22 protein-coding genes and 1 tRNA gene are annotated in these 23,190 nt (G+C 62.5%); 9 read left to right on the top strand and 14 right to left on the bottom strand.

Annotated features, from left to right (window positions below):
• Window positions 1-27: 27 nt before the first annotated feature.
• Window positions 28-990, top strand: coding sequence for a hypothetical protein (locus EB230_RS19010; RefSeq protein WP_056572273.1), 963 nt, complete (start codon window positions 28-30; stop codon window positions 988-990).
• 24 nt (window positions 991-1,014) lie between these two features.
• Here EB230_RS19010 and EB230_RS19005 read toward each other — a convergent pair whose 3' ends face one another.
• The 5 genes from EB230_RS19005 to EB230_RS18985 all read right to left on the bottom strand — a co-directional run bounded on the left by EB230_RS19005 (window position 1,015) and on the right by EB230_RS18985 (window position 5,747).
• Window positions 1,015-1,959: a GNAT family N-acetyltransferase gene (locus EB230_RS19005; RefSeq protein WP_056572275.1), complete on the bottom strand. Its 945-nt coding sequence runs from the start codon at window positions 1,957-1,959 to the stop codon at window positions 1,015-1,017.
• A gap of 85 nt (window positions 1,960-2,044) precedes the next feature.
• Entirely contained in the window at window positions 2,045-4,021 is a 1,977-nt protein-coding gene (thrS, locus tag EB230_RS19000) for a threonine--tRNA ligase (protein WP_056573390.1), read from the bottom strand.
• Window positions 4,022-4,170: 149 nt separating this feature from the next.
• Window positions 4,171-4,989, bottom strand: coding sequence for a class D beta-lactamase (gene blaOXA, locus EB230_RS18995; RefSeq protein ID WP_056572277.1), 819 nt, complete (start codon window positions 4,987-4,989; stop codon window positions 4,171-4,173).
• 148 nt (window positions 4,990-5,137) lie between these two features.
• Window positions 5,138-5,512 carry a membrane protein insertion efficiency factor YidD gene (gene yidD / locus EB230_RS18990; protein ID WP_056572280.1) on the bottom strand — a complete coding sequence of 125 codons (375 nt, stop codon included), beginning with the start codon at window positions 5,510-5,512 and terminating at the stop codon, window positions 5,138-5,140.
• Between the two features lie 76 nt (window positions 5,513-5,588).
• Window positions 5,589-5,747, bottom strand: a complete 159-nt coding sequence (locus EB230_RS18985; RefSeq protein ID WP_081295123.1) for a hypothetical protein — start codon at window positions 5,745-5,747, stop codon at window positions 5,589-5,591.
• A 90-nt stretch (window positions 5,748-5,837) separates the two neighbouring features.
• Between EB230_RS18985 and EB230_RS18980 the strand changes: the two genes are divergently transcribed.
• Window positions 5,838-6,755 carry a LysR substrate-binding domain-containing protein gene (locus EB230_RS18980; protein WP_172373577.1) on the top strand — a complete coding sequence of 306 codons (918 nt, stop codon included), beginning with the start codon at window positions 5,838-5,840 and terminating at the stop codon, window positions 6,753-6,755.
• On the opposite strand, the gene EB230_RS18975 is transcribed toward EB230_RS18980, so the two are convergent.
• Window positions 6,752-7,198, bottom strand: coding sequence for an iron-sulfur cluster assembly scaffold protein (locus EB230_RS18975; RefSeq protein ID WP_056572283.1), 447 nt, complete (start codon window positions 7,196-7,198; stop codon window positions 6,752-6,754). The genes EB230_RS18980 and EB230_RS18975 overlap by 4 nt on opposite strands.
• 240 nt (window positions 7,199-7,438) lie before the next feature.
• Here EB230_RS18975 and folE point away from each other — a divergent pair, with 240 nt between their 5' ends.
• From folE to EB230_RS18960, 3 genes are all read left to right on the top strand, one after another.
• Window positions 7,439-8,074: a GTP cyclohydrolase I FolE gene (gene folE, locus EB230_RS18970; RefSeq protein ID WP_172373574.1), complete on the top strand. Its 636-nt coding sequence runs from the start codon at window positions 7,439-7,441 to the stop codon at window positions 8,072-8,074.
• A gap of 105 nt (window positions 8,075-8,179) precedes the next feature.
• Entirely contained in the window at window positions 8,180-8,638 is a 459-nt protein-coding gene (hisI, locus tag EB230_RS18965) for a phosphoribosyl-AMP cyclohydrolase (RefSeq protein WP_172375121.1), read from the top strand.
• Between the two features lie 84 nt (window positions 8,639-8,722).
• Complete coding sequence (locus EB230_RS18960) at window positions 8,723-9,694, top strand: patatin family protein (protein ID WP_172375119.1); 972 nt, start codon at window positions 8,723-8,725, stop codon at window positions 9,692-9,694.
• Window positions 9,695-9,704: 10 nt separating this feature from the next.
• On the opposite strand, the gene recJ is transcribed toward EB230_RS18960, so the two are convergent.
• The 8 genes from recJ to EB230_RS18920 all read right to left on the bottom strand — a co-directional run bounded on the left by recJ (window position 9,705) and on the right by EB230_RS18920 (window position 16,912).
• Window positions 9,705-11,486, bottom strand: a complete 1,782-nt coding sequence (gene recJ, locus EB230_RS18955) for a single-stranded-DNA-specific exonuclease RecJ (RefSeq protein WP_056573399.1) — start codon at window positions 11,484-11,486, stop codon at window positions 9,705-9,707.
• A 191-nt stretch (window positions 11,487-11,677) separates the two neighbouring features.
• The gene (locus EB230_RS18950; RefSeq protein ID WP_172373572.1) at window positions 11,678-11,902 is read right to left on the bottom strand and encodes a DUF6434 domain-containing protein; all 225 of its coding nucleotides are present in this window, start codon (window positions 11,900-11,902) and stop codon (window positions 11,678-11,680) included.
• A 131-nt stretch (window positions 11,903-12,033) separates the two neighbouring features.
• Window positions 12,034-13,017, bottom strand: coding sequence for a class II fructose-bisphosphatase (gene glpX, locus EB230_RS18945; RefSeq protein ID WP_056572286.1), 984 nt, complete (start codon window positions 13,015-13,017; stop codon window positions 12,034-12,036).
• 202 nt (window positions 13,018-13,219) lie between these two features.
• Window positions 13,220-13,387, bottom strand: a complete 168-nt coding sequence (locus tag EB230_RS18940) for a Thivi_2564 family membrane protein (RefSeq protein ID WP_081295122.1) — start codon at window positions 13,385-13,387, stop codon at window positions 13,220-13,222.
• Between the two features lie 71 nt (window positions 13,388-13,458).
• Window positions 13,459-13,818, bottom strand: a complete 360-nt coding sequence (locus EB230_RS18935; RefSeq protein ID WP_056572288.1) for a hypothetical protein — start codon at window positions 13,816-13,818, stop codon at window positions 13,459-13,461.
• Between the two features lie 89 nt (window positions 13,819-13,907).
• Window positions 13,908-15,221, bottom strand: a complete 1,314-nt coding sequence (locus EB230_RS18930) for a homoserine dehydrogenase (protein WP_172373570.1) — start codon at window positions 15,219-15,221, stop codon at window positions 13,908-13,910.
• 36 nt (window positions 15,222-15,257) lie between these two features.
• Window positions 15,258-16,475, bottom strand: coding sequence for an LL-diaminopimelate aminotransferase (locus EB230_RS18925; protein WP_056572292.1), 1,218 nt, complete (start codon window positions 16,473-16,475; stop codon window positions 15,258-15,260).
• A gap of 44 nt (window positions 16,476-16,519) precedes the next feature.
• Window positions 16,520-16,912 (bottom strand): hypothetical protein, encoded by a 393-nt coding sequence (locus EB230_RS18920; protein ID WP_081295121.1) that lies wholly within the window; start codon window positions 16,910-16,912, stop codon window positions 16,520-16,522.
• 98 nt (window positions 16,913-17,010) lie between these two features.
• On the opposite strand from EB230_RS18920, the gene phaC reads away from it, so the two are divergent.
• From phaC to EB230_RS18900, 4 genes are all read left to right on the top strand, one after another.
• The gene (gene phaC / locus EB230_RS18915) at window positions 17,011-18,846 is read left to right on the top strand and encodes a class I poly(R)-hydroxyalkanoic acid synthase (RefSeq protein WP_172373568.1); all 1,836 of its coding nucleotides are present in this window, start codon (window positions 17,011-17,013) and stop codon (window positions 18,844-18,846) included.
• 216 nt (window positions 18,847-19,062) lie between these two features.
• Window positions 19,063-20,307 carry a YcbK family protein gene (locus tag EB230_RS18910; RefSeq protein WP_081295120.1) on the top strand — a complete coding sequence of 415 codons (1,245 nt, stop codon included), beginning with the start codon at window positions 19,063-19,065 and terminating at the stop codon, window positions 20,305-20,307.
• Window positions 20,308-20,729: 422 nt separating this feature from the next.
• Window positions 20,730-20,804 (top strand) — tRNA-Glu (locus EB230_RS18905).
• Window positions 20,805-22,306: 1,502 nt separating this feature from the next.
• Window positions 22,307-22,501, top strand: a complete 195-nt coding sequence (locus EB230_RS18900) for a hypothetical protein (protein WP_056572302.1) — start codon at window positions 22,307-22,309, stop codon at window positions 22,499-22,501.
• Window positions 22,502-23,190: the final 689 nt, after the last annotated feature.

Below are 23,190 nucleotides of genomic sequence, written 5' to 3'. Positions count from 1 at the left end.
CCACCGCCATGGGCTTCAACGCAAGGCATGTTTGAGGGGCGACTGCGTCTTTTCCTGGTTTGGCTCTGCGCCGCGCTGTTCCTGCTGCCGGTCTCCTTCGCTGCTGCGCAGGAAAAGGACGGCGTCAGCGACCTGAAACTTCCCGGGATTTCGAGCTATGCGACGCCCAGGACAGAAGCCCCGCTGGCGCTTGGCGGCGGTGGCGCCATCACTTTGTCGGCCCAACTGACCGACAAGGGCACCGACATCACCCGTGGCCTTGTCTGGCGTGTCTTCAAGCCCGAACCCGTCAACGGCAAATTGCCGATGGTGGCCTCCGCGCATGGCGGCAGTGCCGTCTTCCAGCTCGAGCCTGGCAGCTATCTGGTCCATGCCTCCTATGGCCGCGCCGGCGCCACCAAGCGCATCACTGTCGGCAAGGAAGCCAAGCGGGAAAGCCTGGTGCTCGACGCCGGAGGCCTGAAGCTCGACGCGGTTCTGTCCGGCGGCGTGCGCATTCCCCCGAAAAAACTGCGCTTCTCGATCTATGAGGGCACCGCCGAGGCCAATGGCGACCGCGCGCTGATCATTCCCGACGTCGAACCCAACAGCGTCGTGCGGCTCAATGCCGGCATCTACCACGTCGTCTCGACCTATGGCGCGGTCAACGCGGTGATCCGCTCCGACATCCGCGTCGAGGCCGGCAAGCTGACCGAGGCCACCGTCGAGCATCACGCCGCCGAGATCACGATGAAGCTGGTGCGCGAAACCGGCGGCGAGGCGATTGCCGACACGTCCTGGTCGCTGCTCAACGAATCCGGCGATCCGATCAAGGAAACCGTCGGCGCTTTCGCCTCGATGGTGCTTGCCGAGGGCGACTACACCATCATCGCCAAGAACCGCGACCGCATCTACCAGAAGGATTTCACGGTCGTGGCCGGTCAGAACCAGGAGATCGAGGTTCTGGCCACCGAAGCGGCGGCGATGGACCCGGAAGAAGGCGCGGATTAGCCTTCTACGGCCCATTCCCCGATTTCAGGCTGCCAGCTTTAGCTTTGTCCGTGCCGGCAGGAAGGGAATCCGGCGGCGTGGCAGCTGTGGCGCCAGGTCGAACACGCCGCGGTAAAGCCGCTCGAGCAATGCCTTGCGGTCGCGCAGCGGCTCCAGCTCACTCCAGCTCAGCACATCGCCGACGCGCACGTCGATCGCCTTGCCGGACAGCCGTGCGAATTCGCGGATGAGCAGCGACGTGCGCAATGTCAACGAGGCCTTGCCGACGAATTTGGCCACCCGGCCGTCGCGCTCGGCCATGTTCATCGGCCCGCTGACCAAGTGGAACAGCCTGCCGTTCTGCCCGGAAAAATGCATGGGAACGACCGACGCCTTCGCTTCCTGGACGAGGCGGGCGGGAAACATCTTCCATGGCAGGTCGCGCGCCCTGCCGAACCCTTTCGGCGCGGTGGCAACACCGCCGGCCGGGAACACCACGATGGTGACACCTTCCTTCAGCAGCCGCACCGCTTCATGGCGCACCGCCATATTGTTCTTCAGCGCGTCCTTGGTCTCGGAAAAGTCGATCGGCAGCGAATAGGGTTCCATTTCGCGAATCCTGAGCAGATCCTTGTGGATCATCACCCGGAAAGGCCGCCCGAGCTGCTCCGCCAGCGAGAGCACCGCAATGCCGTCGCCAATGCCGAAGGGATGGTTGGCAACGATCACCAGCGGCGTATCGGGCAATTGTGCGGGCGGCCATTGATCGGCGGTTCGCACGCCGACATCGATCAGGTCGAGCATGCGGCTGAACACGCGCTCACCGGTCGGTACGACCTCACGGCGCCAGAAATCGTAGAGTGCCGCAAAACGATCGCGGCCCGAAAGGCCTTCGACGGAATGAATGAACCACCGCGCCAGCACCGGCTGGTGCGGATTGGCGTAGGAAAGTTCGGGAAAGGACCGTTCGCGCAATTTCAGCTTGAGCATGGGGGCTCGTTACAAGATCGGCGTGACAGGGATATGAAAATGGCGGTGGATCGCTCCACCGCCACCATCAAAGGTGCTGCTCAAATCAGGCGGCGCGCTTGCGCCGGCGATCGGGCGTGACCGCTTCTTCGGTCAGCCGATCGATTGCCTGGGCAAGGCCCAGCGACTCCTGGTCACGCGATCCAAGCCGGCGCATGTTGACCGTCTGCTCTTCCGCCTCGCGCTTGCCGCAGACGAGGATGACCGGAACCTTGGCCAGGCTGTGTTCGCGGACCTTGTAGTTGATCTTCTCGTTGCGCAGATCGGCCTCGGCCGACAAGCCCGCGGCCTTGAGTTTTGCCACCACTTCGGTCGCATAGCCGTCGGCGTCGGACGTGATCGTCGCGACCACGACCTGCAGCGGCGCGAACCACAGCGGGAAGTGACCGGAATAGTTCTCGATCAGGATGCCGAGGAAACGCTCCATCGAGCCGCAGATGGCACGGTGCACCATGACCGGCTGCTTCTTCTCCGAATCGGAGCCGATGTAGAAGGCTCCAAAGCGTTCCGGCAGGTTGAAGTCGACCTGCGTCGTGCCGCACTGCCATTCGCGGCCGATGGCATCCTTCAGCACATATTCGAACTTCGGCCCGTAGAAGGCGCCCTCGCCCGGATTGATCGAAGTCTTGATCCGATTGCCGGACCTCGTCCTGATCGTCTCCAGCACGCTGCCCATGATCGCCTCGGCGTGATCCCACGCCTCGTCGGTGCCGACACGCTTGTCCGGCCGCGTCGACAGCTTCACGCTGATCTCGTCAAAGCCGAAATCGGCATAGGTCGACAAGATCAAATCATTGATGCGCAGGCATTCCGACGCCAGCTGCTCCTCTGTGCAGAAGATGTGCGCATCGTCCTGCGTGAAGCCGCGCACGCGCATCAGCCCGTGCAGCGCGCCCGATGGTTCGTAGCGATGCACATTGCCGAATTCGGCAAGTTTTACGGGCAGATCGCGATAGGACTTCAACCCATGCTTGAAAATCTGCACATGGCCCGGACAGTTCATCGGCTTCAACGCGAAAACGCGATCGTCGTCGGTGTCGTCGCCGGCAACCGTCACCTTGAACATGGCGTCACGATACCAGCCCCAGTGGCCTGACGTTTCCCACAGGCTCTTGTCGAGCACCTGCGGAGCGTTGACCTCCTGGTAGCCCTGCTCGTCGAGCCGGCGGCGCATGTAGTTGACCAGGTTCTGGAACATCTTCCAGCCCTTGGCATGCCAGAAGACGACGCCCGGTCCCTCTTCCTGGAAATGGAAAAGGTCCATCTCGCGGCCAAGCTTGCGATGGTCGCGCTTCTCGGCCTCCTCCAGCATCGTCTGGTAGGCATCAAGCTGCGCCTGGTCGGCCCAGGCCGTGCCGTAGATGCGCGTCAGCATCGGGTTGTTCGAATCGCCACGCCAATAGGCACCAGCCACCTTCATCAACTTGAAGGCATTGCCGATCTGGCCGGTCGAAGCCATGTGCGGACCGCGGCAGAGATCGAACCAGTCGCCCTGGGCGTAGATCTTGAGATCCTGATCCTCGGGAATGGCGTCGATCAGTTCAAGTTTGTAGCGCTCGCCCTTGTCGGCGAACACCTTCTTGGCCCTGTCGCGCGACCAGACCTCCTTGGTGAACGGCTTGTTGCGCGCGATGATCTCGCGCATCTTCTTCTCGATCACCGGAAAATCATCCGGCGTGAACGGCTCGTTGCGGGCGAAGTCGTAATAGAATCCGTTCTCGATCACCGGCCCGATGGTCACCTGCGTTCCCGGCCACAATTCCTGCACGGCTTCCGCCAGCACGTGGGCGGTGTCGTGACGGATAAGCTCAAGCGCGCGCGCATCGTCGCGAGTGATGATCTCGACCTTTCCGGACTTGCCGAGCGGGTCACTGAGGTCGCGCACGGTGCCATCAATGGCATAGGCGACGGCCTTCTTGGCCAGCGACTTCGAGATCGATTCGGCCAGGCCGGCACCGGTCATCGCCGCGTCGTAGTCGCGGACGGAGCCATCGGGGAATGTCAGGGAAACGGAATTCAGCATCATGTATCTCCTATCCAGTCCCGCAAACGAGCGCGGGTGGTAAAATGCAGGTCACCGGCGGCTTGCGGCCGCGACCTGCATCAGGTTGGCCGGAGGCGTCCGGCGGCGGCAGTCTTTTATGAGCAGATGCCGCCGCCGTAAAGCCCAGCCTACTTGATCAGTTGCGGCAGATCCCTGAGGAACGCGGCCCGCGTCGCCAACCCTTTCGGCATATCAGTCCGATTGGCATCGACAACCAGCCGGGCGAACACGATCTGGCGTCCGTCTTTCCGGGCCCAGCCGACAAACCAACCGAGCGAGCGCTTGTCCTTGCCGCCCTCGCCGAGCCTCGTGCTGCCGGTCTTGCCCTGAACGGCCCAATCACCGGCCTTGAAGCTTGGTATGATTGCGCGTGTCATCTCATGCGCCTTCGCCGACACCGGCATCTTGCCAGCGAGCAGCTGGCGCAGGAAGGCAACTTGTTCGACCGGCGTGATCTTGAGCGAGGAGTTGACCCAGGAACGCGTGAGCCCGTCATCCTTGCCGGGATTGCCTGAAACGTCGCCATTGCCATAGTTGAGCCTCGATACATAGCCGGCAAATTTCTCGCCGCCCAGCCGGCGGGTGATCTCCCGGGAATACCAGATAATCGAATCGCGTTCCCAGATCACCGGGTCGACAGTCTTCTGGTCACGCTTCACCGCATTGAATTCGGGTTTGTAATCCCAGGTCGGCGTGTGCTCATCGTTCAGGATACGGGCGTCGTAGCCGATCAGCGAAAGCGGTACCTTGAACGTCGAGGCCGGGCTGAAACGCTGATCGCAGGTCCCGTCCTGGTAAAGCGTCTTGCCGGTCGCCGCGTCGGCGATCAGCGTGCAGTGCACATCCCCAAGCGGCGCCGATTGCGCGCGCATCGGGAACCCCAGCAGCCAGGCGAGCAGGAACAGGACTCCAGCCAGGATAAAGGGAAGACGGTCGATGTTACGCATTGATGCTCGCTCCAGAAGGGTGTTCGCGAGCGGGCTTAGCGAGGTCTCTTGTCTCGATTTTGTCTCAAATGCGCAGTCTTTGTGCAGGCTTGCGTTAACCCTACCGGATCGTAAACGCCCAGAGGATGAACGGCCTTCAGCACTATCCTCAGTTGTTGGCTTTGCCGCCCTTTCTGCCTATCCACCAATAGCGCCAAGGCATGAACCAGACATAACGGTCCGCCAGCACTTCCGGAACCAAATCGACGCCGTGCGTGCCGAATGGACCGCAGCGCAGCACGCGAAAAAGGCCCATCCAGCCACCGGCCCACAGGCCGTGGCGGGCGATCGCCTCATGCGCGTATTCGGAGCAGGTCGGCAGATGCCGGCAGGAATTGCCGACAAAGCCGGATAGCGTCAGTTGGTAGAGGCGCACGAGCGACGTGCCGAAGAGACGGCCAGGCGTCTTGCGCCATGGGCCGGGCCAGTTGCGGCCGCGTCCCGGCGGCCTGGCAGTGTGGGCATGCCCATGCGGGTCGTGCACCGCAATCTCCGTATCGCGTTCTTCCCGCGATAGATGTGAGCTTCGCCGGGAGAACGCAATCCCCACCCCTTGTGCGTCATGGGCGGAAGCGGCGAAACGGCTGCCGGTCAACCGGAGGCACCCAGCGGTCGGGGCGGATCGGCTCCTGGCCACACTTTGTATGCAGCCTTTCGTCACGCCATTGGAACGTCGCGATCCGCATCACATCGCCGAAGATGTTCAGGAACTGGTTCATGGTCGGTCTCCTTTGACGCGATTAGACCGCCGCTGGCCTTGGCCTTCAAACGAGTATAATTTCCATTTCGGATAACCCTGGATTATGCGAATGAAGCGCGGGCGCCTGCCGTTGACGGCATTGAGGAGTTTCGAGGCGGCGGGGCGGCATCTGAGTTTCAGCCGGGCCGCCGAGGAACTTTTCGTCTCCCAGGCTGCGATCAGCCGGCAGATCCGCGAGCTCGAAACCTTCCTGCGCCAACCTCTGTTCGAACGTCATCATCGCCGTGTCGAACTGACCGATACCGGTCGCCGGCTGCTTGCCCAACTGGTCAGAAGCTTCGACGATATCGACCGGCTGCTGTCGGAACTGGCAGCGGTCCCCGCGCAGTCCCTGGTCCGCGTCAGTGTGGAGCCGTCGCTTGCATCCGTATGGCTGGTGCCCCGGCTCAACCGATTCCGCCAATTGCGGCCCGATATCGACGTGTCCCTGGAAGTTGATCCAAGGCTGATCGATTTCCGCGGCGACCAGCCCGAACTTGCCTTGCGCTTCAGCGCCCATGCCACCTCGTGGCCTCGCAGCCAGGCCGAGCGGCTTGCCTCGACGGTCGATTCCCCGGTTCTATCGCCGGTGCTGCTCGCCTCGGGCCCTGCCCTCGAGAAGCCGATCGACCTCGCCCGCTACACGCTCTTGCACGAGGAAAACCGCCAGGGCTGGGCGCGCTGGTTCGAGGCGGCCGGCGTGCCCGCCGACGCCGTGCCGGCGCGAGGTCCGATGCTGGCGGATGCCTCGCTGTCGAAGCAGGCCGCGCTGCTCGGACATGGCGTGGCGCTGGGTGATCTCTTGCAGATCGGCGGGGAAGTCGCGTCCGGAGCGCTGATCAAGCCGTTCGACATCGACGTTGCGTCTGGCGCCTACTGGCTGGTGGCCAGGAATCTGAAGGATCTTTCGGAACCGGCCGCCGCGTTCGCCGACTGGCTAAGAGCCGAGTTTGCCGAAAGCAGACGCAAGCTGCGGGAGCAGGCCTAAGCCGCTTCTTCGGCGCGCTTCTTCTCGATCTGGCCGATGGCGTCGACCACGGCGTCGAAGGTCAGCATGGTCGAGGCATGGCGCGCCTTGTAGTCGCGCACCGGTTCCAGATACCTCAGGTCGGCAAAGCGTCCTTGCGGTGGCTCGCCATTTTCCTTCAGCATCTTCAGCATGGTGTCGCGCACAGCGCGCAATTCCTCGGCACTCGCGCCGACAACGTGGCGCGCCATGATCGAGGACGACGCTTGGCCGAGCGCGCAGGCCTTCACGTCATGGGCGAAGTCGGTTACCACGCCGTCTTCCATCTTGAGGTCGACGGTAACGGTCGAACCGCACAGTTTGGAATGCGCCTTGGCGGTCGCGTCCGGATGGTCGAGCCGGCCGATGCGTTCAATGTTTCCGGCAAAGCCGAGAATTTTCGCGTTATAGACGTCGTTGATCATTATTTTCCAATCCGTCGCCGCCAAGCGAACAGCGATTGCCGCTGCTGCGTCTTCCTTTCGCTCGCTACGACCTTATATAATGCTGGCAGTCCGGTAACGACAAGGCGATGAGCGCCGCGGTCCTGGCCGGGAAAGTCACGCCGCTTACGGGGCTGGAAACGGGGCGAGTTTCCGACACCGAAAGGTCGTGGTCCGTTCAACTCGTTCCTCCTTGGAGAGGAACTACGGGAGACGCCTTTTATGGATGCCGTCATCAAGAAATTCATGCCCCAGTCCGCTTACATGGAAAAGCCGATCACCGACCGGCCGAGCGAAGCCGAGGTCGAGGCCGCGGTGCGCACGCTGCTGCGCTGGACCGGCGACAATCCGGACCGCGAAGGGCTGATCGACACACCCAAGCGCGTAGCCAAGGCCTACCGCGAGATGTTCGGTGGCTACGACATGTGCCCGGCAGAGGAACTCGGCCGCACCTTCGAGGAGGTCGCAGGCTATGACGACCTCGTCATCGTCAAGGACATCCAGTTCCATTCGCATTGCGAACACCACATGGTGCCGATCATCGGCAAGGCGCATGTTGGTTACCTGCCGGACGGCAAGGTCGTCGGCCTGTCCAAGATCGCACGAGTCGTCGATATCTTCGCCCATCGGCTGCAGACGCAGGAAGCGCTGACCGCGCAGATCGCCGGCGTCATCCAGGACGTGCTCAACCCTCGCGGCGTCGCCGTGATGATCGAGGCCGAGCATATGTGCATGGCCATGCGCGGCATCCGCAAGCAGGGTTCCACCACGCTCACCTCCACCTTCACCGGCGTCTTCAAGGATACCCCCGAAGAGCAGGTTCGTTTTGTCACCATGGTGCGCGGCGGCGGGGCGTAAGCCCCGCACCGGCGTCGCCCAACCATGATCCCGGAAAACCGGTTTTCGCGGACAAGCGAAAACGTTTGTCCAGGAATCATGGTCAAACAGGAAAATGCACCGGCGATGTCGGCACTGGAATTTCGCGAAGCTCCGTCAGACAAAAAGGCCCTCGAAGAAGGCGCGGTGTTCTCGCCGCGCTTCGACGCGGCCGGTCTTGTCACGGTGGTCGTCACCGATGCCGAAGACGGCATGCTGCTGATGGTCGCCCATATGAATGCGCAAGCGCTCGCGCTGACATTGGAAACTGGGATCGCCCACTACTGGTCGCGCTCGCGTAACGCACTTTGGAAGAAGGGGGAAACCTCGGGCAATTTCCAGCATGTCGTCGAGATGCGCACCGACTGCGATCAGGATGCATTGTGGCTGCACGTGAAAGTGTTGGGCCACGACGCAACTTGTCACACCGGCCGGCGTTCATGCTTTTATCGGACGGTGGGGCTGGTCGACGGCAAGGGGACGCTTGTCGACGACGGCAGCAAACCGCTGTTCGATGCGGAAAAGACGTATCGGAAGCCTGTGTGAACCATTCCATATTCACAAACCACTCATGTTCACTATTCTCAAACATCCTTCTGATACAAAGGATGCGGGACAAGGGAGATCATGATGCTCGAGTGGGCGTCATTGCGTAACAGATCAGACGTTCGAGAAGCCAACGGCCTCTCCTCGTCCGGCGGCGCACCCCAACCAAAACCCGAAAAGAAGACAGGCATCTCACTGGCATTGGGTGGCGGCTGCGCTCGTGGCTGGGCCCATATCGGCGTGCTGCGTGCGCTCGACGAAGCCGGCATCGAAGTGTCGATGATAGCCGGCACCTCCATCGGCGCGCTGGTTGGCGGCTGTTATCTCGCCGGCAAACTGGACGAACTGGAAGAGTTTGCACGCAGCCTGACCAAGCGTCGCATCTTTGGGCTGCTCGATCTCAATCTGCGCGGCAGCGGCCTGTTCGGCGGCATGAAGCTCGACGCCCGCCTGCGTGAGCATGTGGCAGGCGTTCGTTTCGAGGATCTGCCCAAGCCATTTGTCTGTGTCGCGTCGGAAATCCGCACCGGCCACGAAATCTGGGTGTCGAGCGGCTCGCTGATCACAGCCATGCGCGCGTCCTACGCACTGCCCGGCGTGTTCGAGCCGGTGAATTGCAACGGCCGGGTGCTGGTCGACGGCGCGCTGGTCAACCCGGTGCCGGTGTCGGTCTGCCGCGCCTACGAACAGCCCCTCGTCGTGGCGGTCAATCTTCACTACGACCTGTTCGGTCGCGCCGCGGTGATAAAGCACAGCGCCGGCGAACTGGTTGTCGAAAAGGACGCGCCGCGCGCCGGTCACCCGGACCCCGACCACCAGTCGCATCAGACCCGCCTCGGCATCACCGGCGTCATGGTCGAAGCCTTCAACATCATCCAGGACCGCATCTCGCGCGCCAGGCTTGCCGGCGATCCGCCCGACATGTCGCTCCAGCCCAAGCTCAGCCATATCGGCCTGACCGAGTTCCACCGTGCCGACGAGGCGATCCAGCTCGGCTACCAGGCGACGATGGCGCAGATCGGCGAACTGAGCCGGCTGCAGACGGTTTTGGCTTAGCCAGCCACCCTCACGCCCGCGCCGCGTCGATAATGCGAAACTGGACGGTGCGGTTGCCGTTCCAGTAGTTCCCCGACAGCGAGCCGGCGACATGCACCGTCTTGCCCCGGTTCTTGAACAGGAATTCGCCAAGTGCGGTGTCGACGGCGCGAAAGGCGATCCCCTGGATGCGGCCGCCGCTCTCCGACTGCAATTCGGCGCGGATATGGTTGGTGCCGACCGGGCGGGCGTCGGCCAGCCGATGGCGAGGCAGCGCGAAAACCGGTGCGACGTGGCCGGCGCCGAAGGGGCCGGCCCTTTCCAGCGCGTCGAGCAGGCTGAGCGTCGCGCCTTCGGCGGCAAGCGCACCGTCGATTGCCAGGCTTTCCTCGTCCTGCAGCCGAAACACGTCGGCGGCCGCGCGCTCCTCGAAAAACGCCCTGAGTTCGCCGAGCCTGGCGCGCTCCACGGTGATGCCGGCCGCCATGCCATGGCCGCCGCCCTTGACGATCAACCCGGCGTCGGCGGCTTCACGCACCAGCCGTCCGAGGTCGAAGCCCGACACCGAACGGCCCGAACCGGTACCGATGCCCACAGCGTTGAAGGCGATGGCGAAAGCCGGCCGCCGCGCATGATCCTTCAGTCGTGAAGCGAGCAAGCCGACAATGCCGGGATGCCAGTTGTTGCTGGCGGTGACGACGATGGCCGGGCCATTGCCGCCGGCAAGCTCGGCATCGGCTTCGGCGCGCGCTGCCGCAAGCATCTCCTGCTCCATCAGCTGCCGCTCCTGGTTCAACCGGTCCAGCGTCTCCGCGATGGTTCGCGCCTCGACCGGATCGTCTGTCGCAAGCAGCCGGCTGCCAAGGGCCGCATCGCCAATGCGCCCGCCGGCGTTGATGCGCGGCCCTATCAGATAGGCAAGATGAAAGGTGCCGATCGGTTCGCCGATGCGGGAAACCCGCGCCAATGCGGCAAGCCCTTCATTCTTCTGCTGGCGCGCCACTTGCAGCCCTTTGACGACGAAGGCACGGTTGACGCCGGTCAGCGGCACCACGTCGCACACCGTGGCCAATGCGACGAGATCGAGCATGGAAAGCAGATCCGGCGGCGTGGTCTCGGTCAAGCCACGCAGGACCTTTGCGGTCTGCACCAGGGCAAGGAACACGACGCCGGCGGCGCAGAGATGACCCTGGCCGGAAAGATCGTCGTCGCGGTTTGGATTGACGACGGCAATCGCGGCCGGCAAGGCGCCACCGACCTGATGGTGGTCGAGCACCACGACATCGGCGCCGGCGGCATTGGCTGCATCGACGGAAATGGCACTGTTGGTGCCGCAATCGACGGTGACGATCAGCGTCGCGCCGCGCGAGACGAGTTCGCGCATGGCATCGGGATTGGGGCCGTAACCCTCGAAAATACGGTCCGGAATATAGATTTCCGATGGCACCGAGAAATGCGTCAGAAACCGCTTCAGCAAGGCTGACGAGGCCGCACCGTCGACATCGTAGTCGCCGAAGATCGCCACTTTTTCCCTCGCCATCACCGCCGCCGCGATGCGGGTGGCGGCCTTGTCCATGTCGGTCAGCGAGGCGGGATTCGGCAACAGGTCGCGGATCGTCGGATCGAGGAACCGCTCGGTCTGCTCGGCGGTAACACCGCGTCCGGCAAGAACGCGTGCGACAATGTCGGGCACGCCATGGCCTTGCGCGATGGCAAGCGCGATCATGTCCTGTCGTTCGGTCAGCCGATGCTCCCAGGAGAGACCGGTAGCCGACTGCCTGACATCGAGGAAGAGGCGCCTGTCGCCCATCATGCGCTTTGCCAACTCATAATTGGCCGCAGGATTATGCATGCCGCCCAAAAGTGCGCAGCGGTTTTGGGATGACGACATGCACAAACAACGGCCCAAAAAAGCGTCGCGTGGACACGACGGGCTTTAAGGCCAAAGGCGGGCAAAGCCAAGCGGTTCGCGGCGGTAGGCGTCGCAGGAGAATTCAAGAATAACTACGCTTTCCGCTTTTCAGCCTGGCGCCGGACCCATTCCTCGGCTGCATCCCCCATTGTCTTTTCCCAATCGTTCTTGAGCCAGGCCATGAAAGGCCGATCGAACCTGAACTTATCGCCGCATTCGCGGATGAAAAAGCGGCGCACATTCTGGGTGTTGCGATAGGACTTCGTGATGGGCGTGGCACGCGAAACCGGATCCGCGTGCCAGTCGAACGCTTTCATCCTCGGTCCTTGCGCGGCCAGGGTTCAGATGCAGCCAATGGCTAACAACTGCGGCGAGGCTTCGCAAGCAGGCTTAAAGCAATTCCAGGAAAAGTATGAAACCGTCCGGAATTGCGTCAAAACAAAGAACTCTAGAACTTATCCAGATCCTGGTGCCGGGCCTTGATCTCCCGCACGGTTCGCGACGACGACCGCAAGACGATCGTATGCGTGGTGATGTATGTGCCGCCGAACTTGACGCCGGCCAGCATATTGCCGTCGGTCACGCCGGTGGCCGCGAACAGCACATCACCGCGCGCCATGTCTTCGGCATGGTAGATCCGCTTCGGATCGGAGATGCCCATCTTCGCGGCGCGGGCGACCTTCTCCGGCGTATCGAGGATCAGCCGGCCCTGCATCTGGCCGCCGGTGCAGCGCAGTGCGGCCGCTGCCAGCACGCCCTCGGGCGCGCCGCCCGTGCCGAGATAGATATCGATACCGGTTTCGTCCGGATCCGTGGTGTGGATGACGCCGGCGACATCGCCGTCACCGATCAGCCGGATCGCGGCACCCGTGGCGCGCACGGCATCGATCAGTTTGGCGTGGCGCGGCCGGTCGAGGATGCAGGTGGTGATGTCGGACACCGCGACGCCCTTGGCCCGGGCCAGGCTGGCGATGTTTTCGGCCGGCGAAGCGTCGAGGTTGATGACGCCTTCGGCATAACCCGGACCAATGGCGATCTTGTCCATATAGACGTCGGGCGCGAACAGCAGACTGCCCTTCTCGGCGATCGCGATGACGGCAAGCGCGTTCGGGAGGTTCTTGGCACAGATCGTCGTTCCCTCGAGCGGATCAAGGGCGATATCGACGGCCGGGCCTTTGCCGGTGCCGACCTCCTCGCCAATATAGAGCATCGGCGCCTCGTCCCGTTCGCCCTCGCCGATCACCACCGTGCCCTTGATGGCAAGGCGGTTGAGCTCCTGGCGCATGGCGTCGACAGCGACCTGGTCAGCCGCCTTCTCGTCGCCGCGCCCACGCAGCCTGGCTGCCGCGACCGCGGCCCTTTCGGTGACGCGCACCAGTTCCATGGTGAGTATCCGGTCAAGGCCGGCGACAATGTTCTGGGCCACATTCATTTCGGCAAATCCTCGTTTGCATGCCACCTCCCGCCGGAGGCGGGCTTGTTTTGTCAAACGAGCATGACAACGGCAAGACCTGCCGCGAGTTTTATCGAAAGATAAGCAATATCAATCGATTGAACCTTATTGCGAACAAGATTGCGGCCCGGCTGGGAACAGCCGGGCCGCACTTGAAGACGCATGAAGATAACGCCGGGATCTAGAAAACCGCCAGGTATTTGAGCAACGAAATGATGCCGATGATGATGACGATAATCTGCACGATCTGCCGCATCCGGGCATCGAGAGGCAGGCGCTGCACAAGATAAAGAACAAGGATGATGACGAGGAATGTGATCAGAATGCCGATCAGCACGGATGAAGCCATGGTGCCCTCCTAAAATGATTACCTGAGAAACCGCGAAACGAACCGGCAGCGCCGGCTCGATGCCGGCGCGGTCAATACCAGCGGCGCGGGGTGTCGTTGTTCAACGACTGGCCGACGGCGATCCCGGCCAGAAAGCCGAGCAGGCCGATCACGCCGATCACGGCAGTCGTGGTGCCGGGATTTTCGCGCGCCACGTCCGAAACCGCCTGGGCCTGGCTGCGCAATTGCTGTGCTGTCCGCGAAGCACGCGCCGCGGCCGTCTCATACAAATCCGAAGCTTGCTCGCTGGCATCGTCGAGCATTTCCGCGCCCCGCGCTGAAATGCTCTTGTTGATCTTGGTGATCTCCTTGCGCAGTTCGGCGATCTGCTTTTCCAGCGTTTTCTGGATGTCGTCGATCTGAGGGGTATCGGATTTGTTGGTATCGGCCATGGAGTGGCTCCCTTGGTTGCTGACCAAGAGAACGGGGCCGGCACGGATTCGTTCCGGTTGATCGCGGCTGCGCGACGGTGGGGGCGGAGCTACCCTGCCCGCTCGATGCGGATGACCTGCGGCTTGTCGGTCAGGTGACCGTCCTTGGTGATGCCGTCGACGGCCTTGCGCACGGCGGCCTCGGTGGTCTCGTGGGTGACGAGGATCACCGTCTTCTGTGCCGCCGCCTCGCCGCTGACCGCATGCTGGACGATCGATTCCAGCGAAATATCGTTGTCGGCCATGCGCTTGGCGATCGCGGCGAACACGCCGATGCGGTCATGCACGGTCAGCCGGATGAAATAGCCGCCGGCATGGCTGCGCATCTGCGCCTTCTTGTAAGGCCTCAACTCCTTTGCCGGCCGACCAAAGACCGGCCCATGCTGGAAGCCCGGCCGGCTCTTGGCGATGTCGGCGATGTCGCCGATGACGGCCGAGGCGGTGGCGTTGCCGCCGGCGCCGGGGCCCGAAAGCAGCAGTTCGCCGAGGATGTCGGTCTCGATCGCCACCGCGTTGGTGACGCCATGCACCTGCGCGATGACGGAGGCGGTCGGCACCATGGTCGGATGCACGCGCTGCTCGATGCCGCTTTCGGTGCGCTGGGCAACGCCCAGCAGCTTGATCCTGTAGCCGAGGTCGCCGGCGGCACGGATGTCGGCCTGGGTGATGTTGGAAATGCCTTCCATGTAGATGTCGTTGGCGGCGATCTTGGTGCCGAAGGCAAGGCTGGTCAGGATCGACAGCTTGTGCGCGGTGTCATGGCCTTCGATGTCGAAGGTCGGATCGGCCTCGGCGTAACCCAGCCGCTGCGCGTCCTTCAGGCAGGCATCAAACGAGATGCCCTCGGCCTCCATGCGGGTCAGGATGTAGTTGCACGTGCCGTTGAGAATGCCGAACACACGGGTGACCGAGTTGCCGGCCATCGCCTCGCGCATCGTCTTGATGACGGGAATGCCGCCCGCCACCGCCGCTTCGTAGTTGAGCAGCACGCCCTTCTTCTCGGCGATCTCGGCCAGCGCCACGCCATGCTTGGCGAGCAGGGCCTTGTTGGCGGTGACGACATGGCGGCCGGCTTCGAGCGCCGCCTTCACCGACAGGCGCGCCGGCCCTTCATCGCCGCCGATCAGTTCGATGAACACGTCGATCTCGGCGGTCTGCGCCATCTTGACCGGGTCGTCGAACCATCTTGCGGAACTGACATCGACGCCACGGTCGCGCTTCGGATCGCGCGCCGAAACCGCTGCGACGATGATGTCGCGCCCGCATTGCCGGGTCAGTTCCGCCGCCTTGTCGCGCAGCACACGTGCCACCGATGCACCGACCGTGCCGAGGCCGGCAATTCCAACACGCAGTGCTTCAGCCATGGAAGGCGACGTCCCTCAAATCAGATCGAATTTTGCTTACCGGTGAGCGGAGAGCGGCACCACATTGTTGGGCTGCTTGGCGCTGGTCGACAGGAAGCGCTTGATGTTGCGCGCCGCCTGGCGGATCCGGTGCTCGTTCTCCACCAGCGCCACGCGCACGAAATCGTCGCCATGTTCGCCGAAGCCGACACCGGGTGCCACCGCCACGTCGGCGTGCTCGATGAGCAGCTTGGAGAATTCGAGCGAGCCGAGATGCTTGAACGGCTCAGGGATCGGCGCCCAGGCGAACATCGAGGCAGCAGGGGCCGGAATGGTCCAGCCGGCACGGCCGAAGGCATCGACCATCACGTCACGGCGCCTGTGGTAGATGTCGCGCACCTCGGCGATATCGGCGCCGTCGCCATTGAGCGCATGGGCCGCCGCCACCTGGATCGGCGTGAAGGCGCCGTAGTCGAGATAGGACTTCACCCGCGTCAGCGCCGAGATCAGCCGTTCGTTGCCGACGGCAAAGCCCATGCGCCAGCCGGGCATGGAGAAGGTCTTCGACATCGAGGTGAATTCGACGCAGATGTCGATGGCACCCGGAACCTGCAGCACCGAAGGCGGCGGATTGCCGTCGAAATAAATCTCCGAATAGGCAAGGTCGGACAGGATGATGATGTCGTTCTTCTTCGCGAACGCCACCACGTCCTTGTAGAAATCGAGCGAAGCGACCAGCGCCGTCGGGTTCGACGGATAGTTGAGGATCAATGCCAGCGGCTTCGGGATCGAATGGCGAATGCCCCTCTCGACCGCCGGAATGAAGCCGTCATCGGGCTCGACCTGCAGCGAACGGATGACACCGCCCGACATGATGAAGCCGAAAGCGTGAATCGGATAGGTCGGATTGGGGCACAGGATGACGTCGCCGGGCGCGGTGATTGCCTGCGCCATGTTGGCGAAGCCTTCCTTCGAGCCGAGCGTGGCAACCACTTGCGTGTCGGGATTGAGCTTCACGCCGAAGCGGCGTTGATAATAGGCGGCCTGGGCGCGGCGCAGCCCCGGAATGCCGCGCGAGGAGGAATAGCGATGCGTGCGCGGATCGCGCACGACTTCGCACAATTTGTCGACGATGGCCTTCGGCGTCGGCAGGTCCGGATTGCCCATGCCAAGGTCGATGATGTCGGCGCCGCGCGAGCGCGCGCTGGCCTTGAGCCGGTTGACCTGCTCGAAAACGTAGGGCGGAAGGCGACGGACCTTGTGAAACTCTTCCATGGCGGTTCCAGACAGCAAAGGGGTATTGGGCGCGCGCTATATACTCATTTGCAGGTAGGGTCGAGGGTGGGATCGCATTTGCCTTCGATCTGCTTCAGCGTCTGGGGGCCGTGCTTCTTGGCCAGATCCGTCAGCGCCGCCTGATCGGTGACGGAGCCGCCGCCCCTTTTGGCACCCTGCCCGCTCTTGTCGGCCTTGAGTTCGGCGAGCTTGGCGTTCCGCTCGGCCTCGGTGAACTGCTTGTTCGCCACTTGCGGCGGGATGTTCAGGTTCGGAAAGGTGCCCGTGTCCTTCGGCCCCGCATTCTCGGCCATCGGCACCGGTCCGCTGGTATTCGTGCTCGAACATCCGGCGATCCCCACGAGGACGATCGCCACGCCGATGCGGCAAAAGCGTGCGGCACCAAAAAAAACAGTCTCGCCAATATTAATCGTCATATTGTTTCCTTGGCAGCCGAGGTAGAGCGAGATTGGACCCTGTCGGATGTCCCATGTTAATATGTCAAGAAAACGCTTCGGGAGGAACCCCGCGAACCATGTCCAAAACACCCGATTCGGGCAAAACGGAAGATGACGAGCCTTCGACCGTCGAGCAATATCTGGTGAAGGATCCGGAACGCTTCGCGTTGAACATGGCGCGCATGCTCGAACAGGCCGGGAAGGCGGCGTCCGCCTGGGCCGAGCCGCGCGAAAAAGGCGAAGTGCGCGACCACGTCGCCGAACCGGTCGTCGACATGGTCAAGACCTTCTCCAAGCTCAGCGAATACTGGCTTGCCGATCCGCAGCGCGCGCTCGAAGCGCAGACGCGGCTGTTCGCCGGCTATATGACCGTGTGGGCGAACGCCATTCAGCGTGTCAGCCCCAGCGCCGAGGGTGCCGACGATGCCGTCAAGCCGGAGCGCGGCGACAAGCGCTTCCAGGATCCGGAATGGGGCCGCAACGCCTTCTTCGATTTTCTCAAGCAGGCCTATCTCGTCACCTCGCGCTGGGCGTCCGAACTGGTCGAGCACGCCGAAGGTCTGGACGAGCACACCCGCCACAAGGCGAGCTTCTACGTCAAGCAGGTGTCCAACGCCATCTCGCCGTCGAATTTCATCCTGACCAATCCGGAACTGTTTCGCGAAACCGTCGCCTCCAACGGCGAGAACCTAGTGCGCGGCATGAAGATGCTGGCCGAGGACATCGCCGCCGGCAAGGGCGACCTGAAACTGCGCCAGGCCGACTATTCGCCCTTCGAGATCGGCCGCAACATCGCCACCACGCCCGGCAAGGTGGTTGGCCGCAGCGACGTCGCGGAGATCATCCAGTATGATCCGTCCACCGAGACGGTGCTGAAACGGCCGCTGCTGATCTGCCCGCCCTGGATCAACAAGTTCTACATACTCGACCTCAACCCGCAGAAATCCTTCATCCGCTGGGCGATCGAGCAGGGCCATACCGTCTTCGTCATCTCCTGGATCAATCCCGACGAGCGCCACGGCGCCAAGAACTGGGAAGCCTATATAAGGGAAGGCCTGCAATACGGCCTCGACACGATCGAAAAGGCCACGGGCGAGCGCGACGTCAACGCGATCGGCTACTGCGTTGGTGGCACGCTGCTGGCGGCGGCATTGGCGCTGATGGCCAGCGAAGGCGACGACCGCGTCAAGTCGGCGACCTTCTTCACCACGCAGGTCGACTTCACCCATGCCGGCGACCTGAAAGTGTTCGTCGACGAGGAACAGGTCGCGGCGGTGGAAAAGTCGATGAACGAAAAGGGCTACCTCGACGGAACCAAGATGGCGACCGCCTTCAACATGCTGCGATCCGGTGACCTGATCTGGCCTTATGTCGTCAACAACTACATGCGCGGCAAGGATCCCCTGCCCTTCGACCTGCTCTACTGGAATGCCGATTCGACCCGCATGGCGGCGGCCAACCACTCCTTCTACCTGCGCAACTGCTATCTCGAGAACAACCTCTCGCGCGGCACGATGGAGTTGGCGGGCCGCACCGTCTCGCTCGGCGATGTCACCATCCCGATCTACAACCTCGCCTCGAAGGAAGATCACATCGCGCCGGCGCTGTCCGTCTTCGTCGGTTCGAAGTATTTCGGCGGCAAGGTCGACTATGTGATGGCCGGATCCGGCCACATAGCGGGTGTCGTCAATCCGCCCGCATCCAACAAGTACCAGTACTGGACCGGCGGCGCGCCGATCGGCGATTTCAACCAGTGGATAGCCACGGCTACCGAGCATCCCGGATCCTGGTGGCCGCACTGGCAAAGCTGGATAGAAGCCAAGGACAACACCCGCGTGCCTGCCCGCAAACCCGGCAAGCATATGAAAACCTTGGGGGATGCTCCGGGTACCTATGTCAGGGTGCGTGTGTAACGGACTGTAATGTCTGGTGAGTTGACGGCCTGCCAAAAGCGGGCGAAATGGTGTCGTCAACCGTCGAGCGGCCGTAATTCGGCAATCGCTGCAAAGATACTTTCGAGCTTGCGGATTTGACACAGGTCTCGTTTCCGGATCGGAGACAAAGGTCACCCTGGACTGCGGCGGCCAATGCTGCGCCAAGGAGTTACCGGCCGGGTATCGAGGGGGAATTTGACTTTGAAATCAGCAGGATGGAGCCTCGCAAAGGGAGAACGCCGCGCCATCGTGGCAGCGTTCTGCTCCGTGCTCCTGGCCTCCTGCACCTCGGCTGGCGACCCGACAATGTCGGTCGGAATGCCTGGCTACAATGCCTCTTCCTCGAACATCAATGCGGCCGCCACCGGCACGCCCATGGCCACCGCCGATTCGACATCGCAGACCACGACCACCCAGACGACCGTGATGAGCGAAGGTGACACGGCGCTTCCCGAAACGGTCGCTTACGTACCGATCGCCAAGCCCGAGATTGCCTTTCCACTGACAACGCCGGCCGGGGCTGAAACGATCGCGGGACAAACGCCACAGGCCCTGCAGCAGCCGGCCCAGACGGCGCAACAGACCGACGCGGTCGCCCAGAAGATCGCCGCCGCCGATGCCGAGGTGACGGCGCCGAAGCCTGCCGCGGCACCGGCGATGAACAATCCGGTCTATGTGACTGCGGGTGAGATGCCACAAGCCGAAGCACCGAAGAAACGGGGCTTCCTGGCCTCGATGTTCGGCGCCACGCCGGCTTCCGCGACCCCTGCTCCGCTTGTCAAAACACGCACGGGCGAACAGCCGGCCGTGCAGGCCAAGTCCGCGTCGGCACCGGCAAAGCCCATCATCACACTGGCCTCGGCCGACTCCACCGCAAAGCCGATACAGCTGGCTTCGACCGGCGACGAAGCCGGCCACATCACGGGTGGCGATGCGTTGCCCGGCGTGCGCCAGACGGCGCTGTTCGAGATCAAGCGCAAATCCGGCCTCGACGACGAAAGCGACGTCGACCTCAATGAGGACGAAGGCGGCAGTTATCAGGTAGCGTCCGCCGCCGGCATGGCCCGGCTCGCGCCCAACGGGCTGCTGAAGCAGAACGAAAGCGTTGATGTCGCCTGTCTGAAGCCGTCGCTGGTGCGCGTGCTGAAGACGATCGAAGGCCATTACGGCCGCAAGATGATGGTGACGTCAGGCTACCGCGACCCCGCCCGCAACCGCCGCGCCAACGGCGCCAAGAATTCGTTGCACATGTACTGCGCCGCCGCCGACATCCAGGTGCCCGGCGTCTCCAAATGGGAACTGGCGAACTACATCAGGACCATGCCCGGCCGTGGCGGCGTCGGCACCTACTGCCACACCGAATCGGTCCACGTCGACGTCGGCCCCGAGCGCGACTGGAACTGGCGCTGCCGCCGGCGCAGCGGTGGCGGCGACGGCTGAAGGGCGCGATTTCACGGGCCGGAGCGGCCAGGTCGTGCCGCAAATATCGTTTCAGCGGACAATTCTAGACTTTCGATATTGGCCTGAGCATTCCCAACCTCGCCAACCATGGGCTGAGCAGCAGCGAAGCTCCGTCGCGAAGACCCGGGGATCCATTCCGTGACTTGGTTGAAGCGTAGGGGCAGAATTCCGCACTGTTGCAACGCCTTGAAGTCGCGGCATGGATCCCAAGGGCTAGGCCGCGTCGCCTCGCTCCTCGCTCGGCCCTGGAATGACGAAGCGATGGGCGTTTCCGCTAGTCACCAAGCCGTGCAGCCGTGATGAAGCCCTGTGTTTCCAAAGGTCGGAAAAAAGTTGTCCAGGGCTGCACTTGACGGGTTGCCGGTTGCGCGCAACGCCAGTATAAGCCGCTTCGTCTGAGCGCGCCCATCGTCTAGCGGTTAGGACACCGCCCTTTCACGGCGGTAACAGGGGTTCGATTCCCCTTGGGCGTACCAGCGACTTCAAGCACTTAGCCAAAAACCTCCGTTCCCCGTCCAAAGTTTGGCCAGTATCCGCGCCGAATCGCAGACCTGAAGCCAGCGGCCACCGTCGGCGGCAGTCATGATCCAAAAGCGTGGCCATCAGGTGTCAGTCTCGTCAGGCATCGCGGCGTGGATGAAGTCCACCCCGGAAATGGCCCAACCTGGCTGCAGGGCCGCCCCTTGGCTTTCAACGCGCCCTGACGGGCCTGTGGATATACGCGATCAAGATATCGGGCGAGCAGTACCTCACCACCTCTGATGCCGCCGGACAACCCGGCACTGCCATCCACCGGAGGAACCTCCGCGGTAGGCATGTTGCTTGGGCTCTGGCTATTCGGCGACATCATCCTCGGGTTGCTGGTTCGCCCTCTCCGCAGCGGCGCGGTCGCGTTCCAAAAGAACACGGAGGCTGACTGGAGGTAGGCGTTCCGCGCTACATCGCCCCGATCACTGCCTCGATGCTCGCTGGCGCCTGGCGCCGTGCTGCGTCCTTCGTTCGCATGTTTCACCCACATCAGACAGAAGTGCATATTTTGCATGCGGCGCCTAAAGCGGAGGCCCAAATGGGCGGCTATAAGCCCTGGTGTGATGCTATTCACGACCATCAGGTCGAATGTTTCGCTTCGGAGAACGGTTTGACCGCGGACCTGGTCTGGGAGTTGATCCTCAAACACGGCAACAGCCGCAAGGCCGTGATCAAAGCTGCGCGGGGTTTGGAAGGTGATGTCAGACAACACGGCGGATCAGCACCATGCTCCCCTGTGGAGCCGACGCCCCTCCTGGCGATACGTGGGCCGGCAAAAGCAATAGCCGGCTTGCCCATAAGGAAGCCCCAAGTCAGCTAGGCCACAAGTCAGCTAGGCCCCAAGTCAGCTAGGCCACAAGTCGGCTAGGCCCCAAGTCGGCTAGGTCATGCGCCAGCAGTCCGTGATCGCACCATATCGCAGGCTTCTTGAATCGGTCATGCCGTTCATGCGGCGGACCTGATTGTCCGCTTGGCCGGCGTCCACCCCACCCCAACGGTCCCCAACCGACGGGCGCCGGCCATTTTATCCCCTCCTTGGGTAGGCTCGCCGAGAAACCCCAACGAAATCTCAGCGAGCCAGCCGCCCTGGCATGAGGGACATAAACAGAGCGACCAATTGCTCTACGAGTCCGCTGTCCACAAAGTTGCTGGAAATCGTCATACCCTGGCAAGTTGAAGCCCGCGCCCCTCTGGCGGCGAAAAGGCGCGGGCCCGATCGGAGGCCCGATCTTCGGCAGGACGATGGAGGGCACCTACCTGCCGCACGGATCAACTTTTAGAGACGGCTAATGTTCCGCGTAAGGTGCGGTTGTAGGGCCGCGTCGGCCCCGTGGTGTGCCACAGGAAAAACGCGACTTCCGCCGCTGTCGTGCATGGGGATTTCTTACGACTCCCGGCCTACGCTCGCCCGTTAACGCCTTGTTTGCCTGACGTCTGTTAGCTTCGGCGAATGGAAACAACCTTCGACGATCTCGGCAAGGCTCTGGAACGCAACCAGCACACGCCTGGAGCCAGCGTCGCTGTGGTCGCCGTGGCCGTCGCGATAGGCCTGGGTATTATCGTCGCTCTGGTCGGCGCTTCAACATCCGCTCCGCAAGTTCCTCACAATGTCGGCTTGTGGGGTGAGCAGCACGCCATAGGTTAGGGGCCGCACCAGCAACCGTCGTGGGTTGGTGAATGTTCTTGTTTCGAGGTTCGATCAGGCGAAAAGCGTCCCGTTTTGGGTCAGCTTGAGCTGGCATTGCAATTGCAACAGCGCAATGGCATGGCCTATAACAAACCGTCTTCCCCAGCTGTAGAAATCAGCCCGTCCTTAGGCGAGTGGGTTGTTAGGATCGTAGGAAGGGACGGCAACACCTATTCCAGAGCCTTCGAACGTGAGCCAGATGCCGTCGTCTTCGCTGAAGATCAGCGTTTGCGTCTGGGATTGAAATCTCCAACGCCCGACTAGCATGCCGAACTGGAGCCTTGCTTCAGGACTTCGTCCTCGCGGATTTGGCCGGTGTCAGAAAACCATCCCTTATCAGATCCAAGGCGTCGAGCGCGTCTTCATCCAACAAGTTTGTCAAAGGCACTCCGCCCACGCGCACAACCTTGTTGTTGTCTATGTCGTAGACCTCCCAGAGCCCATCCCTGACTCTCCGTATTGCGTGCCGTCGCTCCATAAGAGGTCTCTAATAAGCGACACATCGAAGCTCGTGCAAGAAAACTCGATCCACAGGCTGGAGTTAACGGTGGAAAACTGCTTGCCGCGACGACAAGGCTGAACGAAGCCCGCCCCAGACAGTCTTGCCCCCGTCCGAGGCGGGCTCGCTGGAGGCTGATAGAGGCAGC

Origin of the sequence: Mesorhizobium sp. NZP2234 (genome assembly GCF_013170765.1) — a bacterium.
Taxonomy (GTDB): domain Bacteria; phylum Pseudomonadota; class Alphaproteobacteria; order Rhizobiales; family Rhizobiaceae; genus Mesorhizobium; species Mesorhizobium loti_D.
The sequence above is the reverse complement of the archived record's forward strand: the minus strand, read 5'-3'. Positions and strand labels throughout refer to the sequence as shown.

What these genes read in the sequence shown, in the direction of transcription:
- EB230_RS19010 (WP_056572273.1), top strand. Translation starts at nt 28, where the DNA reads ATGTTTGAGGGGCGACTGCGTCTTTTCCTGGTTTGGCTCTGCGCCGCG.
- EB230_RS19005 (WP_056572275.1), bottom strand. Translation starts at nt 1,959, where the DNA reads ATGCTCAAGCTGAAATTGCGCGAACGGTCCTTTCCCGAACTTTCCTAC.
- thrS (WP_056573390.1), bottom strand. Translation starts at nt 4,021, where the DNA reads ATGCTGAATTCCGTTTCCCTGACATTCCCCGATGGCTCCGTCCGCGAC.
- blaOXA (WP_056572277.1), bottom strand. Translation starts at nt 4,989, where the DNA reads ATGCGTAACATCGACCGTCTTCCCTTTATCCTGGCTGGAGTCCTGTTC.
- EB230_RS18985 (WP_081295123.1), bottom strand. Translation starts at nt 5,747, where the DNA reads ATGAACCAGTTCCTGAACATCTTCGGCGATGTGATGCGGATCGCGACG.
- EB230_RS18980 (WP_172373577.1), top strand. Translation starts at nt 5,838, where the DNA reads ATGAAGCGCGGGCGCCTGCCGTTGACGGCATTGAGGAGTTTCGAGGCG.
- EB230_RS18975 (WP_056572283.1), bottom strand. Translation starts at nt 7,198, where the DNA reads ATGATCAACGACGTCTATAACGCGAAAATTCTCGGCTTTGCCGGAAAC.
- folE (WP_172373574.1), top strand. Translation starts at nt 7,439, where the DNA reads ATGGATGCCGTCATCAAGAAATTCATGCCCCAGTCCGCTTACATGGAA.
- hisI (WP_172375121.1), top strand. Translation starts at nt 8,180, where the DNA reads ATGTCGGCACTGGAATTTCGCGAAGCTCCGTCAGACAAAAAGGCCCTC.
- EB230_RS18960 (WP_172375119.1), top strand. Translation starts at nt 8,723, where the DNA reads ATGCTCGAGTGGGCGTCATTGCGTAACAGATCAGACGTTCGAGAAGCC.
- recJ (WP_056573399.1), bottom strand. Translation starts at nt 11,486, where the DNA reads ATGATGGGCGACAGGCGCCTCTTCCTCGATGTCAGGCAGTCGGCTACC.
- EB230_RS18950 (WP_172373572.1), bottom strand. Translation starts at nt 11,902, where the DNA reads ATGAAAGCGTTCGACTGGCACGCGGATCCGGTTTCGCGTGCCACGCCC.
- glpX (WP_056572286.1), bottom strand. Translation starts at nt 13,017, where the DNA reads ATGAATGTGGCCCAGAACATTGTCGCCGGCCTTGACCGGATACTCACC.
- EB230_RS18940 (WP_081295122.1), bottom strand. Translation starts at nt 13,387, where the DNA reads ATGGCTTCATCCGTGCTGATCGGCATTCTGATCACATTCCTCGTCATC.
- EB230_RS18935 (WP_056572288.1), bottom strand. Translation starts at nt 13,818, where the DNA reads ATGGCCGATACCAACAAATCCGATACCCCTCAGATCGACGACATCCAG.
- EB230_RS18930 (WP_172373570.1), bottom strand. Translation starts at nt 15,221, where the DNA reads ATGGCTGAAGCACTGCGTGTTGGAATTGCCGGCCTCGGCACGGTCGGT.
- EB230_RS18925 (WP_056572292.1), bottom strand. Translation starts at nt 16,475, where the DNA reads ATGGAAGAGTTTCACAAGGTCCGTCGCCTTCCGCCCTACGTTTTCGAG.
- EB230_RS18920 (WP_081295121.1), bottom strand. Translation starts at nt 16,912, where the DNA reads ATGACGATTAATATTGGCGAGACTGTTTTTTTTGGTGCCGCACGCTTT.
- phaC (WP_172373568.1), top strand. Translation starts at nt 17,011, where the DNA reads ATGTCCAAAACACCCGATTCGGGCAAAACGGAAGATGACGAGCCTTCG.
- EB230_RS18900 (WP_056572302.1), top strand. Translation starts at nt 22,307, where the DNA reads ATGGAAACAACCTTCGACGATCTCGGCAAGGCTCTGGAACGCAACCAG.